The 15,598-nt window shown below is 66.6% G+C and carries 10 protein-coding genes and 1 pseudogene; 2 read left to right on the top strand and 9 right to left on the bottom strand.

Annotation, left to right across the window (positions count from 1 at the left end):
• Window positions 1-1,877 precede the first annotated feature (1,877 nt).
• The 4 genes from AC0685_RS42320 to AC0685_RS42305 are packed head-to-tail and all read right to left on the bottom strand — an operon-like array spanning window position 1,878 to window position 4,990.
• Entirely contained in the window at window positions 1,878-2,369 is a 492-nt protein-coding gene (locus AC0685_RS42320; RefSeq protein WP_478230669.1) for an NUDIX hydrolase, read from the bottom strand.
• 58 nt (window positions 2,370-2,427) lie between these two features.
• Window positions 2,428-3,252 carry an endonuclease/exonuclease/phosphatase family protein gene (locus AC0685_RS42315; protein WP_478230668.1) on the bottom strand — a complete coding sequence of 275 codons (825 nt, stop codon included), beginning with the start codon at window positions 3,250-3,252 and terminating at the stop codon, window positions 2,428-2,430.
• A complete protein-coding gene (gene tmk / locus AC0685_RS42310; RefSeq protein ID WP_478230667.1) occupies window positions 3,243-3,884 on the bottom strand; it encodes a dTMP kinase in 642 nt (213 codons plus the stop codon). Before tmk ends, AC0685_RS42315 begins: the two co-directional genes overlap by 10 nt.
• Window positions 3,881-4,990, bottom strand: coding sequence for a radical SAM protein (locus AC0685_RS42305; RefSeq protein WP_478230666.1), 1,110 nt, complete (start codon window positions 4,988-4,990; stop codon window positions 3,881-3,883). The genes tmk and AC0685_RS42305 overlap by 4 nt, the downstream gene beginning before the upstream one ends.
• Before the next feature lie 217 nt (window positions 4,991-5,207).
• On the opposite strand from AC0685_RS42305, the gene AC0685_RS42300 reads away from it, so the two are divergent.
• Window positions 5,208-6,236, top strand: coding sequence for a LysR family transcriptional regulator (locus tag AC0685_RS42300; RefSeq protein WP_478230665.1), 1,029 nt, complete (start codon window positions 5,208-5,210; stop codon window positions 6,234-6,236).
• 617 nt (window positions 6,237-6,853) lie between these two features.
• On the opposite strand, the gene AC0685_RS42295 is transcribed toward AC0685_RS42300, so the two are convergent.
• Both AC0685_RS42295 and AC0685_RS42290 read right to left on the bottom strand, forming a co-directional pair.
• Window positions 6,854-7,204 carry a CPCC family cysteine-rich protein gene (locus AC0685_RS42295; RefSeq protein ID WP_478230670.1) on the bottom strand — a complete coding sequence of 117 codons (351 nt, stop codon included), beginning with the start codon at window positions 7,202-7,204 and terminating at the stop codon, window positions 6,854-6,856.
• 124 nt (window positions 7,205-7,328) lie between these two features.
• Window positions 7,329-7,943, bottom strand: a complete 615-nt coding sequence (locus AC0685_RS42290) for a hypothetical protein (protein WP_478230664.1) — start codon at window positions 7,941-7,943, stop codon at window positions 7,329-7,331.
• Between the two features lie 1,601 nt (window positions 7,944-9,544).
• Between AC0685_RS42290 and AC0685_RS42285 the strand changes: the two are divergent.
• Window positions 9,545-9,725 (top strand): annotated as a pseudogene (locus AC0685_RS42285) (DUF2637 domain-containing protein); the annotation flags it as partial.
• 3,403 nt (window positions 9,726-13,128) lie between these two features.
• Here AC0685_RS42285 and cas6e read toward each other — a convergent pair.
• The 3 genes from cas6e to cas7e are packed head-to-tail and all read right to left on the bottom strand — an operon-like array spanning window position 13,129 to window position 15,595.
• Complete coding sequence (cas6e, locus tag AC0685_RS42280; protein ID WP_478230663.1) at window positions 13,129-13,779, bottom strand: type I-E CRISPR-associated protein Cas6/Cse3/CasE; 651 nt, start codon at window positions 13,777-13,779, stop codon at window positions 13,129-13,131.
• On the bottom strand, window positions 13,770-14,468 hold the full coding sequence (cas5e, locus tag AC0685_RS42275) for a type I-E CRISPR-associated protein Cas5/CasD (RefSeq protein ID WP_478230662.1): 699 nt from the start codon (window positions 14,466-14,468) through the stop codon (window positions 13,770-13,772). The genes cas6e and cas5e overlap by 10 nt, the downstream gene beginning before the upstream one ends.
• Window positions 14,465-15,595: a type I-E CRISPR-associated protein Cas7/Cse4/CasC gene (gene cas7e, locus AC0685_RS42270; RefSeq protein ID WP_478230661.1), complete on the bottom strand. Its 1,131-nt coding sequence runs from the start codon at window positions 15,593-15,595 to the stop codon at window positions 14,465-14,467. Before cas7e ends, cas5e begins: the two co-directional genes overlap by 4 nt.
• Between the last annotated feature and the right edge of the window lie 3 nt (window positions 15,596-15,598).

The raw sequence follows: 15,598 nt of genomic DNA, 5'->3' as shown, positions 1-15,598 counted from the left end.
CCCTCACGGAACTCCGCATCGAACTTCCTTCGCTTCTCAGGCACAACTCATGATCCTCTAAGTCCATGCCTCCACGGTTTGGGGGGAACCTCAGGACCACTACCAGCACGAACACACCCAAGGCAGAACACCCACCCGCGCCGAACTCGATCGCGTTGCCGGAACCCACAACTACGGTCGCCGCATCCTCCGAAAATGGCGCAAAGAAGGAACACTCACGCACGCAACCCCAGCCGACCCCGAACCGCACCCGCCACACGAAACACCGTCAAAGCACCAAACGACGACACCAACGAACCCACGTCCACAAGCGGACACCCTCAAACGAGAACTCGCCGAATCGATGCCCTGAGGTTCGAGCCAACGTCATGATCAGCATGAGGACATACGACAACCAAACTGAACAAAACCAGCAGCATGATCTTCAAAGGACCAGGTCAGTTAGTGTCGTCCCCGCGCGAGCGGGGTTGGTCCACGGGCGCCCGTCTGGGGCGTTCTGTTCGGCTCGTCGTCCCCGCGCGAGCGGGGATGGTCCCAGCCAGCTCACGGCCACGCCGACCACGTTCGTGTCGTCCCGCACGAGCGGGGTGATCCCGAAACAACTTCGGCGTGGTGCCGACCGGCACGTCGTCCCCGCACGTGCGGGGTTGGTCCCCGGAGCTTGTCCGCCGGGGCGATCCCAGTTTCGTCGTCCCCGTGTAAGCGGGGCTGGTCCGACTATGCCCTCCCCGCACGCCGGGCACGTAGCTTCGTCCCCTTGTAGGCCGAGGTTGGTCCCTCGCCAGCGTCGACCCGGCGGTGGTGGATCCGTCGTCGCACGCAAGAGGGGGTAGTCCGATTCCTAAACACGAAGCAGCCCAGGCCGGGCGGTCTGGGCCTGTACTCCCCGCTCGGACTCGATCCAAGAACCCCTCCGGCTAACTGGTTCGAGTCCTTTTCAGTCGACGTCAGTCGATCCAGCTGGGACGTTTGCAATCGCTCATGCTCTCAGCCGAGGTCAATCGACCTGCTTCGACCTGCAATTTCGCCCTTAAATTGCCCCCAGTTCCTGCCGCCGTCGACTGGGGTAAGTCGGACACCTGATCAGGATCATGTGCAGGACGCAACGCCCCGAGACTGAACAGAATTCTCCAGTATGATCTTCAAATAGCCAGGTCAATTAGTGTCGTCCCCGCGTATGCGGGGTTGGTCCCTTGTACATGCCAACGGTTTTGAGGTCCGCAACGTCGTCCCTGCGCATGCGGGGTTGGTCCGGTCATCTACATGAAGGCCCTCACCGACGAAGCGTCGTCCCCGCGCATGCGGGGCTGGTCCCTTGTCCATGGCCGCGGTGCCGTCTTCTCCGGCGTCGTCCCCGCGCATGCGGGGTTGGTCCTTGCGGGCCGAGCCCGGTCACTGGTCCGGCGGCGTCGTCCTCGCGCAGGCGGGGCTGGTCCGATCGGGTGGCTGCTTGTGCTGGCCGCGCTGCGGTCGTCCCCGCCCGAGCGGGGGTGGCCCGTAGCCGTCGGCTCGTACCCACTTCTCGATGTAGTTCTCCCCGCGCGAGCGGGGGTGGCCCTCCCGTTCGCTGGATCTTGCAGTGGCCAGTGAGGTTCTCCCCGCGCGAGCGGGGGCTGGTCCCAGCCGCAGTGCGCGTAGCCGCCGGTACGCGTGTTCTCCGCGCGCGAGAGGGGTTGGTCTGCACGGGCACAGCTACGACCAAACCCAGCGGTTGGTCGTCCCCACACAGGCGGGGTTGGTCCCACCATCACCCGTCCCGAGCACAAGCTCGCGCTGTCGTTCCCGCGCATGCGGAGTTGATCCTGATGGAAGCAATGACCTAGGAAACAACCACTGGCAGCTAGGTAAGCCGTACGCCTAATCAGGCCATCTCGTTATTAGTCAATGAGGCAGATCGGCTCGGCCGGGAACTGTCCTGTGAGGAGCTGTTTCAGCAGGGCTGGCAGGGTGGCGGGTAGCAGTTTGTCGGCGGTGAGGTCAAGCTCGGCTGCGGTGAACCAGCGGCGTTCGATAAGTCCGGCGCGTTCGTTCGCCGTGGGTTTGACGGGCACGGTGGGGCTGGTGTCCTGGATTCTGGCGAGGAAGACGTGGTCGAGGCGGTGGTGCTGCCGTCCGCGGTAGGTGAAGCGGCTTTCGCGGGTCCAGAGTTTCCGGTCAAGCCCGGTGAGGATGATGCCGGATTCTTCGGTGACTTCGCGTCGGGCGGCGGCGGTGAGGGTTTCGTCGTTGTCGAGGCCGCCACCGGGGAGCTCCCACCAGTGGTGGGCGGGGTCATCGGGGTCGCGGGCGTGGATGAGCAGGACGCGGTCGTGTGCATCGAGCAGCAGGACTCGGGCCCCGACTCGTGGTTCCGTTGTGGTTGTGGGCATTGCGCCGGTTTCCTCGTGCTCGGCAGGCGTGGTCGTGGCCTGGCACGAGATTCCGGGGTTAGAACAAGGTGGCTTCCCGCTCCGCGGCCGGATCGGACGTTATCAGCGGAGTTGCCGGGGTCAGAGCCAGCCTGACGGCGAGTCCGGAATGATCGGTCAACGCCGCCTGATCGAGAACCTGTTCGCGGGTTTGGTGCACGTACTCACACGAGGTCAGGTGCGCGGCGAGTGACGGTGAGCCGTGCGCGTGGTCGTAGCGGTAGCCGAGGTCAGGTCGCCGCGCCCAGCTGTGCTCGACGGCCTCCGGGTGCAGGTGGCGGAACAGGTCGACGAGGTCGTGCCGTTCGGTGAGTGAACGGTAGAACTCGGTTTCGAACGGTGCGAACTGGCCGCGGTGCGGCGGGACGTGTCCTGGTTCGAGGACGTTGAGGTCTCCGAGGAAGAGCACGGGTTCCGTGCCGGCAGTGGCGTCGAGGGCTTTGTGGCAGGCGTCGATCCAGTCGCGTTTTCTGCGGGTTTTGCTCTCGGTCGCGTCGCGGGAGGGGACGTAGGCGCCGAGGACGCGGATGGGGTCGTTGTCGGTGTCGATCCGGATTCCTGCCAGCCGGGCCGGTAGGTAGGTCATGGCGGCTCCGATGGGGTCGAGGGTCGCGGCGAGTTTGCTGAGCAGCATCACTCCCCGCTCTTTGTCAGGGTGGTGGGGATAGGTGACGCACCACCCGGCGTCCGCGAAGGACTGCGCGAGATGTTGTGTGCCGGGACCGGCGCCGGTTTCGGTGAGAATGAAGACGTCCTCCGTGCGTTGAGCGAGCCAGCTCAGCTGCCGTCGGGCACGTTCGAGCGACGGGTGGCCGATGTTCATGGTGAGCAGGCTCAGCGACATACCGGGCGCTCCTGGCGGATACGGTGGACGAGGTCCACGATCTTGGCAGTTAGGGCATCGGGTGTGTCGGCGGTGCAGTCCAGGGTGGTGATGTCCCAGCCTTGGGTGTTGAGAAACCGGCTGGCGTGCTGGTAGCCGATGGTCTCACGCTGGCTGTTGTCGGGCGCGCGTTCGAAGCGGCTGTGCCCGCCTCTGGCCCGCAGGCGCTGGTCGATGACGATGGGATCGCCGGTGAGGAGCAGGGTGAGGTCAGGCCGGTAAGCGCCCTGATTCAGTGCCCACACCGTGTCGACAGGGATACCGTCGAGCCCCTGCAGGACCAGAGACGACGGTAGGTACCGGTCGCAGACGACAACGTCACCCGCATCGAGGGCGGGCATGATCTCGGTGGCGAGCTGGTGGTGCCGGTCGGCGGCGCAGAGGCAGGCCAGCGCCATGCCCTGATAGGTGTCGGTGCCGTGTCGCGCGATCTCGCCGAGCGTCGAACAGGACGGTTGACTCGTGGAGTGAACGCCGTACCCAGCATCGGCGAGGCGGACGGCTACGAGAGCGGCGACGGTGGTCTTCCCGACGCCACCGGGGCCGTCCAGCGTCACCAGCGTTCCCGGCTTGCGCTGCGGCTCCGCGATCATGCGACGTCCAGTGGCAGCAGGTGACGACCGTCGGCGACGGTCGGGCACTGCTCGGCGTCGACGTCGCCGATGCGGCCGCCGGCGGCGATCACCGCGGCCGGACATCCCTTGCCGCACTGGGGTTCCAGCGCACAGGTTCCGCAGGTGTCGTTCGCGCCGACCTGGAAACGCTGGTGGAACGCGTAGTTGCCGAGGCGCTCGGCGATGTCGCGGTCGGTGAAGATGTTACCGACGATGAAGTCCGTGTCCGGGTGCCGGGAGATCGGCGTCCGCGCGGCGAACACAAGGTAAGGGCAGACCGTGACTTCGCCCGGAGTGAATACGTAGATGATCGTCCCGGCCTCGCAACCCGAGAGCGGTTTCTGCTCGGTGTTGGGGAATCGGATGTGGGCGATGTCGAGGTCCGGGCCGTCGAACGGTGCGGTCAGCTCGAAGATCTCTTGCATGTGCAGGGTGGTCTTCGCCAGCTTCGCCTGTGACTTCACGCCACGGCCCATGCTGCCGAGTGGGTTGAGCAGCACGTATTTCGCGCCGTGGTCGCGGGCGAATCGGCAGAGTTCCCGATACTCCTCGTTGCGTGCCAGCGAGTTCGGCGTGCACAGCAGCCCTTGCAGAAGTCCCGCCGCGGCCAGTTTCCGCACAGTGTCGACCGTGACGTCGAAGGAGTCGCGGTCTCCGCGAAACCTGCCGTGGGACTCGCGTGCGAAGCCGTCCAAGCTGACGTTCGCGTGCACACCGCCGATCGCCGTCAGCTCGCTGACCATGGAATCGTCCATGGTCGTGGCGTTCGTGCAGATCCCGACATCCAGACCCGCGTCCCGGAAGGCGCGGACGATCGCCAGGAAATCCGGGTGGATCGTCGGCTCGCCTCCCGTGAGTGTGACCCGCCGGACTCTTGCCTCGATCAGCCTAGGGACGACCTTGGCGACGACGTCCCGCAGCGGCATCTGTTTGCCCTTCTTCGTGGCCGATACGAAGCAGTGCGCGCAGCGCAGATTGCAGTCCTCGTTGATCTGGACCAGCGCCTTCCGATACGGCGACTCAACCGTCGTACGGAAATAGCACGACAGTGCCCGCTCCTCCGTGACAATCGCGCGTGCGGTCATCAGCTCGGCCTCCCCGGTCTGACAGCGCCGCCCGAGGTGCTCACGCGGCGTCATAGACCGAGTACAGCATCAAATACTCCAACGAACAACAAGTCGACACTTAATACTCGTCAAGAAATCTAGCGTGGCAGCACATTGAACTTTCTCGCAAGGACAGGATCATTCTTCCTGTGGAAAATTCTGTGGCAGAGTGGCAGCTTGACGCGGAAGGACTCCTGTGACTGAACCTGACGCCGCCCAGCTCGACGCGCTGCTCAGCTGCCCACCCGAGCTGCTGGACACCACCCTCGATCAGCTGCGCACCCTGGTCATCACACACGCCACCGGCAGCGCACAACACGCGGCCAGGGTCCTCGGTCGCTCCCAGGGCAGCGTCCAGAAGCAACTCGACAACCTCAACGACGCCGCCACGCGGCTCATGGCCGAAACCCTCGTCACAAAACAAGGCCGCGGGAAACCGTTCCACTTCACCGGCGCCGGCGAAGAAGTCGTCCGGCTCGCCACCGCCACCCTCCAATCGTGGACCGACGGCATCCACAGGGCCCGGCGCCGAGCCGGCTCCACCATCACCATCGGCACCACCGAGTTCACCGTCGAGTTCCTCGGCCAAGTCTGGCCCGGCCTGCGCGAAGACTTCGAACGCCGTGGCGTCCAGCTCAAGATCGAGCACGTCCGCACCCGCGACCTCAAAACCAAACTAGCCGCCGAACAAGTCGACCTCGTCTGCGGTTCCTTCGCCGCAATCCGTGGCGCTCCACCAGCCCTCGACTACGACTTCCTCGAATGGCACCGCGAACGCGTCGCCCTGCTCACCAACCTCACTACCCGCGAACTCAACGACCGCCCCGTCACCCACACCAAACTCGCCAAACTTCCCCTGCTCGTCCCCTCCGCAGGACTGCTCGCCGACTTCCTCAGCCGCTGGTACGGCCCCGACTACCGCGGTGTCCTCAATGTCGTCGCCGACGTCGACACCCTCAACTACGGCCTCAACCTGCTCAACACCCAGCTCATGTACGGATGCCTGCTCACCACCGACCGCGTCGCCGACGCCGCCACCGAAGGCCGCCTCCCCGGCAACAACCTCCGCAAACTCGCCCTCACCGACGACTTCAACCCCCAGCTCGACATCGTCACCGGCATCTTCGCCCGCCCCGGCGAACGCCAGCGCTACGCCGACGACCACCCACTCAACGCACTATGGAACGCCTTTGCAGCCGCATCCCCTACCCAACCGAACGCCTAACCTCAGCGAGGCAACCTGCATAAATGACCTTGTCAGCCCGCGCTCAATTGCCGCGCCAACTAGGATTTCCAGCCACGGGATCGGACTAGCCCACGCTTCGCCGAACATTCAGTTTTCACCACTATGATCTTCAAAGAACCAGGTCAGGAAGTGTCGTCCCGCGCGAGCAGGGTCGTTCTGTCCACTGCTGACTTTGCGAGGTCTTCCGGGATGTCTGTCAGCGGCCAGTGGGAATTCCCCGTGGACGGCCACCCACGGACGGCCAGTTCGATTCCCCGCTGCGGCCAGTTGTACGGTCAGTGATCGCACCAGGTTCGTCGGCCAGCGCGGCCGTGCTGGTCATGCCGCAAGGTCGATCGCGTCTCGACCGCCAGCACGGCGCTTTGAACGGCGCGGCGCGGTGACACAGGATCCGTCAGTTGCCAAGGTCGTGGGACCACCGTGTCGCCAGCGATAGGACCACCTTGCGGCTCGGCGTCGTTGTAAGAACACGTTCTCGATAACGGTGCCTGCGCGTCAGTCTTCTCCTGTCGCGAACGCCCTCTTCTGTCGATGAGCGTACGACCGCCTCCGTGAACGTCGTCATCGCATTTGCATGACGCTCAGCGGCACCTGGGTCAGGTAGGTTGGTTGGGCGGCACGTGAGCTCGCCTCACGCCGCCGTTAGCGACGTATCGGGTTCGTGCGGCGTCAAGGCTGAGTCGCCCGTTCGGCCCGCCGCGGACAGTGGTGCTGTCGTGGTCGTCCTGCCCGTCATCTTCCCAGTCGCATTCTTCGCAGATTTCGTATCCGCCTCGTTCACCGAGGGTTGTGTGGCCGCAGCAGGGGCAGCTGTATGGCCCACCGCCGGGTGGGGCGAACACATTCCTCTGTCTTGCGTAGGTCTGGAACCAGGCCGTTCGCTGGCCGATCGACTCCTCGCCCGCGCCCGGCCCACGCACGCCGGAGCGCCTGGGCCGGCTTGACATGCCTGTCTCTTCGGATCGATCATCGGACACGCGACAAGGATGCATGTTCATGACCACTCGTAACGAGTCGTTTTGGCCGGAAAGGTCACGCCCCAGCCGTAGTCGCTGTTCAGGTCCACCTGAACTATTGACGGAACGCGGTGTCGCCGAAGCCCATGTCGCGCATTTGCTCGGGCGAGAAGACGACCATGATCTCGTCACCTCCAACGAACACACGCTGCCACTCCGGCGGCTCCGGCATGGCAGCGACAAACCACACCGCTCCCGCGGCGAAGTCGAGACGCACAGCCATCGGCACGTCCACAGTGCGCACGGGCTCGACGATAGTGCCATCGGCTCGCCGGCTCGGCCCCAGTTCCAGTCGGTCCCAATGAGCGGCGGTCTCGCGAATCGGTGTCCGCAGGTATCGATCCCACGGGCTCTTGGAACCGACGTCGGGCCCGATGCGCTCCGGGCCCTCGTCGCCCGAACTGAGGTGGTCTTCGATCCGGCCGTCGAGGACTTCGACCCCGTAGCTGTAGAAGGTGTCAGTCCAGGTGATCGTCGCCGGCCCCGCGTCAGTGCCGAGTCCGACGCCCATGACAGCGTGATGCCAGTTTCCATAGTCCCATCGCGCGGGTTCGGAGGCGAAGTTGTGGACATCCCAGTAGTCCACCGCCAAGAGCCGGCGGCCCCGGAGCCCGCTCAGTCTTGCCTCGAAACGCTCGCGCAGATCGGCAACCTCGTCCGTCAGTCTCACGCGACGATCTTCCCCGGTCACCCGGCCAGGCGCACCCTAGTTCCGGAGGACGACGTACGGCCGCAGCAGTCACCGAATCGTCCTGTCATGCCGCCGAGCGGTCGTTCAGGAACGCGGCGGCGGCCGAACGAACCGCGTAATAACCCGTTCCACTTCTGCGCTGGTGTCGGTGGTCCCACGACTGGCGGCATGGTGGTCCCTCGGTCTGGCAAACAACAGATCGAAGCCACTCCAGCCAACGGGCGGCAGCTCTCCACGGGCTACAGCTACGTCTGTCGAGAGCCACGCTACGTAACCGGACGCGCGGCCAGATAACTCCCCGCTAACCGGCCGCCAGCGGGGAGTTCAAACTGGCCACCAACAGATGTCGTCCCCGCCCAAGCCGGGGCTGGTCCGAAGTGGGCCGGTCCAGCGAACATCGACCCACGGCCTCCCCGCGCAAGCGGGGCTGGTCCCAGCGCCTCGGTGCACACCATCGACTGCGTGATGTCGTCCCAGCGCGGGCGGGGCTGATCCGTCCAAAAATGGCCCCCGCCCGAGCGGGGCTGGTCCTGATCCCAGCGGCTGGAGCGCGGCAAAGCCGTGGTCGTCCCGCACAGACGGGACTGGTCCGCGATGTGCCTCCTCAACGAGAAAGGCGAGCAGGTCGCCCCAAGCAGGCGGAGCTGGTCCGAGTTCATCAGCTCAGTCGGCTCCGCGGCCGCCGTTGTCCTCGCGCAGGCGAGGCTGATTCGTTCGTTTGCCGGTATCATCGTTTCCCCGTCTCGTTCTCCCCCGCGCGAGCGGGTTGGTCCCGTGGCCTCCTACGAACCCCGCGGAGCCTCATAGTCGTCCCCGCACAGGCAGGGTTGGTCCAGTGGTCATGCGGGTGCGGGTGGCGATCTCCACGTCGTCCGAGCACAGGCTGGCTGCTCCTCCCTGGACTGGCGCGATCTTGCGGTCCCTGCGCGAGTGGGGCTGATCGCGACTGGGGCAGCCGGATGCGGGTGGATAATGGACCTCCCCGCGCAAGCGGGGTTGATCCCAGTCACCAGATGTCCGCAGCCATGAGGCCGACGCCCGTCCCTGCGCAACCGGGGTTGGCCCCGATTCAGGGTCGGTCTGCGCGCAGACCCCTTCGTCGTCCCCGCGCAGGCGGGGCTGGTCCCTACGTGGACGCTGCTGGCTATCTGGCATGTGGATCGTCCCCGCGCAGGCCGGGGCTGTGGCTGGTCCGGGCCAACCGGTCGTGATGCGGCCGTTCGTCGCATCGTCCCCGCGCCAGCGGGGCTGGTCCCGACGAATTCCTTGGCATCGAGGCAGAAGACTCGCCCTCCCGGGCTGGTCCCTGGCCGTGTTCATGCGTGCCGCTCCCGTCTTGGACCTCACGCGCGAGTGGGATTGATCCGCTGACCCGGCACTCGAAGGTAGTGCCCATGGGCGTCGTCCCCGCGTAGGCGGGGCTGGTCCCGGCGCCATCCGTTACCGACCGGACAAGCAGATGTCCTCCCTGCGCGACGAGGTACAGACAGGAACCACGCGTCCTCGCGGCCCTCTGAGCTGCGACTTTCCGCCACGCTGAGGCTCAACCGGCTCCGCCGAGACCGCGGTGGAGACGCGTCATGAACACCTTTCGACGAGACCTCTCCCTCTGGATTCAATGCGGTTGCACGGCCTTCGTCGCCCTCGGCGGCCTACGCCTCTTACATCCACGGACACCAGTTCGCGCTCCGGTTCGGCGCGGACACGATGACCGCCTCGATCTGGCCGCTCATCGTCGACGGCCTCCTCACCACCGCGACCCAGCAGTATGATCTTCAAAGGACCAGGTCAGTTAGTGTCGTCCCCGCGCGAGCGGGGTTGGTCCGAGCATTTCCATGCCGTTCTCGCCCCACACCTGGTCGTCCTCGCGCAGGCGGGGCTGGTCCGGTCGACCGGCAGCCGCGCGTGCTGCAAGCCGCGTCGTCCCCGCGCAGGCAGGATTGGTCCCCTTACGATCACCAGGAACCCGAGTGCCGGCGTGTTGTCCCCGCACGAGCGGGGTTGGTCCCGTGCGCGGTCCACTGAGGAGGTCGACCGCGTCGTCGTCCCCGCGCATACGGGGCTGGTCCCGTCATCCCCGAAGACCCGGCGAACGCCACAGTGCCCTCCCCACGCGAGCGGGGCTGGTCCCTTCGCTCCGGCGGCGCCAGCGTCTCCCGCGACGTCCTCCCCGCTCATGCGGGGTTGGTCCCATGCTGGGCCAGACCGCGCGGATGCCGCTGTTGTCGTCCCCACGCATGCGGGTTTGGCCCGCATCGCCACTAGCTTCGCCACAACAGCCGAGTGTCGTCTCCGCGCAAGCGGGGTTGGTCCCCAGAGCCCGAGCCGCTCGCCCGAGCAGCGGACGTCGTCCCCGCGCGAGCGGGGCTGGTCCTCAGGCATGCCCACCACAGGCGACCGCGGCTGGTCCTCCCCACACGAGCGAGAATAACCCTCCGCACACGGCATGTAGCTCCAGGACGAGCGCGGTCATCCTGGAGCAGGCGGGGTCATTATCTGCCCGGGCAGGCGCAAGCGTCGTCCCGAACATGCGGGTTGGTCCGATCACCGTGAGACTCTTCGGCGGTAGCGGTTGGTCGTCCCCGCGTAGGCGAGGTCGGTCCGGCGTCAAAGGTAATCTTGGCGTCGTTGCCGTAGTCGTCCCCGCGCAGGCGGGGTTGGTCCGTCGAAGAACTCCACTGGGATCCGCCACGCGGGGTCGTCCCCGCGCAAGCGGGGCTGGTCCACTCGCGCCCGAACTCCACCTCGACGAGCTCCGGTCTTCCCCGCGCAAGCGGGGCTGGTCCCATCTACGTGTCCAACGCGCTTCCGCCGAATGTGTCTTCCCCGCGCATGCGGGGTTGGTCCGGCGCCGTGGCGTGGAAATCCGGCCCAGGTCGGGTCTTCCCCGTGCACGTGGGGTTGGTCCCTCGATCAACGCGTCTGTCGTGCCGACGCTGTACGTCCTCCCCGCACACGTGGGGTTGGTCCCTCGTTCTTCTTGGCGCTGCCGGGCAAGTGCGCGTCGTCCCCGCGTAAACGGGGCTGGTCCGTTCGCTTCCGGCGTCCGCTTGCAGCTCGCGGCGTCCTCCCCGTGCGAGCGGGGCTGGTCCCCATTCGTGGTGGTCAACGGGAACGAGCGGCTCGTTCTCCCCCATGCAAGCGGGACTGGGCCACAGGACCCGGACGCCTGGTCTCACCATGCCGGGTCCTCCCCGTGCGAGCGGGGTTCGTCCAGTCCTCCGGGCTACCGCCCGGCAGTGCGTTGAGCCATCCCCGCGCAGGCGGGGTCGGGCCCAGGACGCGCAGCGCCCAGTCGTCCCCGCGCGGGCGGGGTTGTTCCCCCGACGCCTTCGGCCACATCGAGTTTCGAGTGTCGTCCCCGCGCAAGCGGAGCTGGTCCGGAACCTAGGCCACCGGCAGATCAAGCGGCGTTGTTGTCCCCGCGCATGCGGAGGGCACCCAACCAAAGCGCGACGGACAGTGCCTGCCTTCGGATCATCCCCGCGCCTGCGGGGAGCACGTCGCCTTTCGGTCCCCCGGCTTCGGCTCGGTTTGTCGTCCCCGCGCAGGCGGGGCTAGTCCCAACGCCAACAACGGCGCTCGTCGCGTCCGGGAGTCGTCCTCGCGCAGGCGGGGTTGGTCCGTTGTCGACGTCGGGCTGGTCGCCCTTGACCGTGTCGTCTCCGCGCAGGCGGGGTTGGCCTCAGCACTGAGCCGCCGCCGAGCAGCTCGCGATCGTCCCCGCGCAGGCAGAGTTCTCCCCGCGCGAGCGGGGCTGGCCCGTCCCGGAGCTCGACCTTGTCGAACATCCCGAAGTTCTCCCCCGCGCGAGCAGGGCTGGTCCCGGGCTAGCCGAAAGGCCCTAGTGGTGACTACGGCTCTCCCGAGCGAGCGGGGCTGGTCCGGTTCGGCCATCCTGTTCAGCGATCACCTCAGGGTTCTCCCCGCGCGAGCAGGGCTGGTCCGCCCTCGACGTCGAGCCGCTCCTTGATCGCGTCGTTCTCCCCGCCCAAGCGGGACTGCTCCCATCGGAGACGGCGACCCCATAGTCATGCCGAAGTCGTCCCCGCGCAAGCGGGGCTGCTCCTCATGTGCCAATGCATCAGCCGACTGCCCTCGTGTCGTCCCCGCATACGCGGGACTGCTCCGCCAATACTGATGTCGTTCGCGCTGGTCAGATTGTCGTCCCGCGCATGCGGGGTTGGTCCCGAGCTGCGGCGGCGGCCGTCGCGGCTGAACCTGTCGTCCCCGCGCATGTGGGGCTGGTCCCAGGAGTTCGGGCATGTCGAGTTTGCCGTACGACTCGTCCCCGCGCATGCGGGGTTCGTCCCTGCTCGTCTCGACAACGAAACGGCGGATCGGTCGTCCTCACGCAGGCGTGGTGGGTCCCTGCGCGTTCGCGCATTTGGCTACCTTCTCGGTGTCGTCCCCGTGCAGGCGGGACTGGTCCCTCGCGCGCCATCGGGATGGCAAGCTGCCCGCGACCGTCCCCGCGCGAGCGGGGTTGGTCCCGACTACGCCGGTGCGTGCGGTGCGCTGGTCGAGTCGTCCCCGTGCAAGCGGAGCCCAGGTCGAGAAGTTCTCCCCGCGCGAGCGGGGCTGGTCCGGGCTAACTCCGCAACATCGAAAACGGCAGTGCGTTCTCCCCGCGCATGCGGGGTTGGTTCGCACAAGTCCCGGTTCTTCTAGAGCAGCGCCGCGTCGTCCCCGCGTATGCGGGGTTGGTCCGTTCGCCCCTTCCTCGTCGGCGACCTCGGCGGAGTCATCCCTGCGCAGGCGGGGCTGATCCTGGCCCGGCCGCGCCGAGATGACCGATGTTGCGGTAGTCCCACGAGAGAGGGGTGGCCCCAGACGCGTAAACGATCATGGCCGCCGCGCACTGCGGCCCGCACCGATGGGGCGGGCCCGCAGCGGCCATCAGGCCAGCACGGCGAAAGTGTGGTTCCTTCAAAGGGGAACTGATCCGCTTATGCCTGGTGGTCATGGGTATCCTACGACCTTCCCCGCACCAATGAGTTCGGACCAACGTGGCTAAAACCGTTGGTCGCAGCTCAGTTCACCGAGCGCGGGGTTGGCCCTGCCCAGCCCGTGTCGTTGATCGCCCACTTGTAGTCGTCCTCGCGTCAGCGGGGTTGGGTAGCCGAACAGGATGTCACTGTCTACACGGGAGCGCTTTTGTCTGCTACCTCCGTGCGGGCGCGAGGCTGAGGAGTCCGCATCCGTAGGCCTTGGCGCGCCCGATACCGGTGACAAGTGCGTCGCTGAAGGCGGCAGGGTCGGTGATGACGAGGTGGCCGTCGTACCGGACAGATTCGACGGTGATCTTCCCGGTCTCCGCCTTTCGTCCGGCGATAGTCGCCATCGGTGTCGTCGCGAGGTCGGGCTGGCCGTCAGCCGCGGCGGGGATGACGAAGCCGTGCTGCGCGCCTTTTCGGATGAGCCAGCTGAGCTGGTCGGCGGGTTGGCGCAGCGGGATGCGTTTGCGGGTTTTGCCCTCGAACCTGGTGGGATTGGCGACGAGCCGGAAGGCGAGTGTGCGGCCTGGCGTGAGAGCGTCGAGAACCGGTTTGAGCGGGCGAACCTCGGGTTGGGCGGTGAGGTGTCCGGCGGGGAGTTTGGCCCAGTCGGGTTCGGTGTGGCTCTGGACGTATTGGGTGAAGCCGCCGCGGTTGCTGTCGAGCCGCCAGAGAACACCGTGGCCTTGGCGTTTGTCGTTGGTGGACGGGATGTCGGGGTAGACGGACATGAGGGTGCGGTGCATGTCGTGGACGTTGGCGTAATCGCGGCGGAAGGTGCGTGAACGGATGTCGACGGTCAGTTTGCTCAGGAACACGAGGGCACTCCTGTGGTGATCATGTCGGGGGTGAGTGGTGTGTCGCCGGTGACGACGGTGCGTGTGGCGAAGCGGCGGTCGTCGTGGGCGAAGGAGATCGGGACGTCGTGCCGAAGTTCGGCGCCGACGGCGTCTACCGGGCCGTCGAGCATGGTCCGCAGGTCTACTTCGAAGTCCGGTTCGTGGACGCGTTCGGGGTGCTCGAGCCAGGGGTGAGTCCGGATAACGTGGTCGAGGGGCTCGTTGCGGAGGCAGCAGACGAGTGGCCGAGCCGGGACGAAGGCACGCCGGCCGAAGCACAACGGCCACCTCGGCGTGTTGATCGCGTCCCGAAGCTGCGCGAGCCGAGTCTCGGACCCCTCCAGAAGCACGAGGAAGAGTGCGTCGGCGAGGTAGTAGCGCTCGCTGACGACGGTGCGATGCCCGGATCCGTGGGTGGTGGGGACGTTCTGCGCGGTCTGGTAGTCCCGTTCGAGGAGTCCTTCGCGGTCGACACGGACACCGAGGCGCAAGGCAGCCAGTTCCGCGATCGTGTCCTCGTCGTCGCGCTCCACCCCCCTGGCGGCGGCCAAGAGCCCGACCACACCGGATTTCGTGGGTTCGCGGGCGGTGTCGCGAATGATGCCCCGGGAACGGGTGCCCCAGGACTGCATGGGAGCGTCGAAGCACAACGCCAGGGTGGCGGTCATGCGGTCGCCGCACCGGCCGCGGTCAGGACACCGCTGGTGAACTGATCAATGCTCGCGGCGGTGTCGATGTCGTCGGTGTGGGTGATGTCGCCGGTCACGGAGGCGGCGACGGCGACGCGGATACCGCTGTCGCCGTAGAAACCGCGCAGCTGCTGGAAGTGTGTGGTGAGCCGGGCGGTGGACCCGGCCATGAGGTCGGCGTCGGTGACAGGCTTGAGGAAGGCGTTGGCGAGGTTCCAAGCGCCGGTGTCCCGGACGACGCCGAGGAGGGTGCTGGGCATGGTGCGCGCGGCCATCGAGTTCTGTTTGCCGCTGGGGACGGCGTGGATGAACGCGCCCAGCCACGCGGCCGCGGCACGGTTGGCCAGCTGGTCGTCGCCAGCGAGGTTGGACCGGAGCCGGTCGAGGTCGAGGTTGGCGTAGCGGTAGTAGCAGGCGGAGTTGAAGTCGACAGTGCCGATCATGTCGGCACCGGACTCCGCTTCCGGTTTGAGGTCGTCGACCGCGGTGTAGAAGTCGAATTCCGTGGCCACCGAGTGGGTGGACAGGGCGTGCGCGACCTGGGAGGCAGCGTCGACGTTGAAGTCCTTGTTGTCGGCGATCATCCGCCCGAACAACGCCACATCGGCGACCCGGGTGGCGTCGAGCATGCGCTTGGCCTCGGCTGCGGCTTCCTTGCTGGGCTTGGCCTTCGCCGGCTTCTTCCCGTTCTTCCCCGCGGATGCGGCCAGGAGCGTGTCCCAGTTCGCGTCGCAGTAGTCGGCGAGGTGGGTGATCGCGGTCCGGCCGACGAACAGCAGGTACTCGGTCAGTCCCTTGGCCTGGTCCACACCGAAGCCGAGTTGCTCAAGCCCGGCGGTGACGACACCGGGCGAGGTCTCCGCGTCCCGGCCGCGTTCTACAAGGAGATCGGCCGCATCGTTGCGGAGACGTTTGGTGCGGACACCGGTCTCTGCTTCGTCGAGACCGTGCTCGGTGAACAGCTGGCGCGCGGACCGCTTCAGGCACTGGCTGGAAATACGGCCACGGGTGCTTCCCCCGAAGGTCGCGGTCTTGGGCTGGCCGACGTCGTCGCGGTTGAGGTTGCTCACCGGGAAGGACTGCAGCAGATGAAGCTCGATGATCACGAA

This window comes from Amycolatopsis sp. NPDC043889, assembly GCF_056435645.1.
Note: the sequence above shows the minus strand (reverse complement) of the source record. Positions and strands in the feature narration are given on the sequence as shown.